The sequence below is a fragment of the Mesorhizobium sp. L48C026A00 genome (genome assembly GCF_000502375.1).
GTDB lineage: Bacteria > Pseudomonadota > Alphaproteobacteria > Rhizobiales > Rhizobiaceae > Mesorhizobium > Mesorhizobium muleiense.
This window is the reverse complement of record NZ_AYWU01000104.1, coordinates 1-1,821: the sequence shown is the minus strand read 5'-3', so window position 1 is coordinate 1,821 and position 1,821 is coordinate 1. Positions and strand designations below refer to the sequence as shown.

Annotated in this window: 2 protein-coding genes and 1 pseudogene; all 3 read left to right on the top strand. The window is 59.2% G+C overall.

Translation table 11 applies throughout. From position 1 onward, the window contains the following. Window positions 1–493 precede the first annotated feature (493 nt). A pseudogene (locus X738_RS89665) lies at window positions 494–700 on the top strand (DUF892 family protein); the annotation flags it as partial. Window positions 701–821: 121 nt separating this feature from the next. Beyond that, a complete protein-coding gene (locus X738_RS89660) occupies window positions 822–1,130 on the top strand; it encodes a DUF892 family protein (protein ID WP_023804293.1) in 309 nt (102 codons plus the stop codon). 410 nt (window positions 1,131–1,540) lie between these two features. Further along, window positions 1,541–1,821, top strand: a 281-nt coding sequence (locus tag X738_RS0145440; RefSeq protein ID WP_031257200.1) for a PAS domain-containing protein, incomplete at its 3' end; no start/stop codon positions are given.

The following is a 1,821-nucleotide window of genomic DNA, read 5'->3' as shown; positions in this document are numbered from 1 at the left end:
AGCGCGACACCCAGAATCTTGACCCCTGGGCCGGGTGACCATTTCGATTTTGTTCGCATGCCCGCCCATAGCGACAGCGCCACTAACAGCGGATGAACCACACAAAGTGAGGATCGGTGCAATGGCGAATGAGATACCTCGCGAGGAAGGGCAACGCGGCACCGGCAAAGTCATCATGTGTGGCGCCGGAATCTCCGCTGTGCTTTTTTTGCGCTGATGGCGATATTCGTCCTCAGGCCGATCAGATCTGGTTGCGGGGTTTCGAACGGTCCTTGAAGCTGGCTTACGTGATCAGGCCGTAGCGACGGCCCGCGTCTGAGCCCAATGCTGCCAAGCGGCGCTCAACTTTCCACAAAGCTACCAAAGCGGCGCCGGCTATCGTGTTATCCGGAGCATCGGATCAACAAATGTAAAGCCCGCCGAGCGATCGGAACCAACGGTCTGTGGCGACGTTGCGGTGGCAGTAAAACTATGCTGACCAACCGAGACAGACATGACAGACTCGAAAGAACGTCTGGCGCAGTGGCTTCGCGACGCTCACGCCATGGAGGAACAGGCCGAGACCATGTTGAGCGGCCAAATCGAGCGTCTTGAAAACTATCCCGAGTTACGCGACCGGATGAGGGTGCATCTGGAGGAAACAAGGCACCAGGCAGAACGTCTCGAACAATGCTTCGATCGGATGGGGGAAGGATCATCGACGCTGAAGGACGCCGGCGGCAAGTTAATCGCCATCGGGCAGAGCATCANTGGGGGAAGGATCATCGACGCTGAAGGACGCCGGCGGCAAGTTAATCGCCATCGGGCAGAGCATCAGCGGTATGTTTGCAGGCGACGAGGTGATGAAGGGGTCGCTGGCCAGCTACACATTCGAGCACATGGAAATCGCCAGCTACAAAATGCTCATCGCAGCGGCCGGCGAGGTCGGCGACGCCGAAGTCCAGAGAGTCTGCGAAGAAAATCTCCGCGAGGAAGTCGCGATGGCCGACTGGCTGGAAAACAAGCTCGGCACGGTCACCACNAGTCTGCGAAGAAAATCTCCGCGAGGAAGTCGCGATGGCCGACTGGCTGGAAAACAAGCTCGGCACGGTCACCACCGAGTTCCTGAGACGCGACGAGCGGGATGCTGATAGCGCGAAACGATGACGTGCCTTTTAACTCGGATAAACGAAAGCGCGATCGCGTTCTGGACGCCTTTCGGCCTGCATTAGAGATCGAAGCCGTCAAACTACACCGGCAGTCCTCACGCTGCGCTGTCTTGGTTGCTTCGACACGGAATCTACGCGCGGGGGAACGTCCGCGTGTCGTTATTTTTCGTGCAGCGAAGAGGAGTCAGCGCGAATGTGCGGGTGCGCGCGCCGTGGGGCTTCGCGGAGCCGCTGGCCCGTGTCGGCGTGCCGAGGCGCCGCTCGGAGTCCGTTTGACGCGGGCCGTTGCGCGACGCACGTCTTGTAGTCAGATGCCTGACACGGCGCGATGCAGTTCCAGCTTTGCGGGCGCACTGCATTATTGATACTGTACGCCCAAAACAGGCGCGCAAATGACATCCAATTCAGAAAAGGTCGAGGCGGTCGAGCAGTTGCTTGACACACCTGACCTTGCAACCGCACTGGAAAGCGAACAGTTCAAAAAATTCCTTGACCAGGTGCCGATCGCCATAGCCGTTGCGGACCTGACCGCTGAGGAGCGTGTGGTCTACGCCAATCCGGAATTCGAGAAACTGTCAGGCCTGACGGTCGCCAGGCTTACCCGAGAAAACTGGGCGGCCCTTTCGGGCACGGGTATCCACCAGCAGAAGGGCCGGCCTCTGCCCGAGGCCTT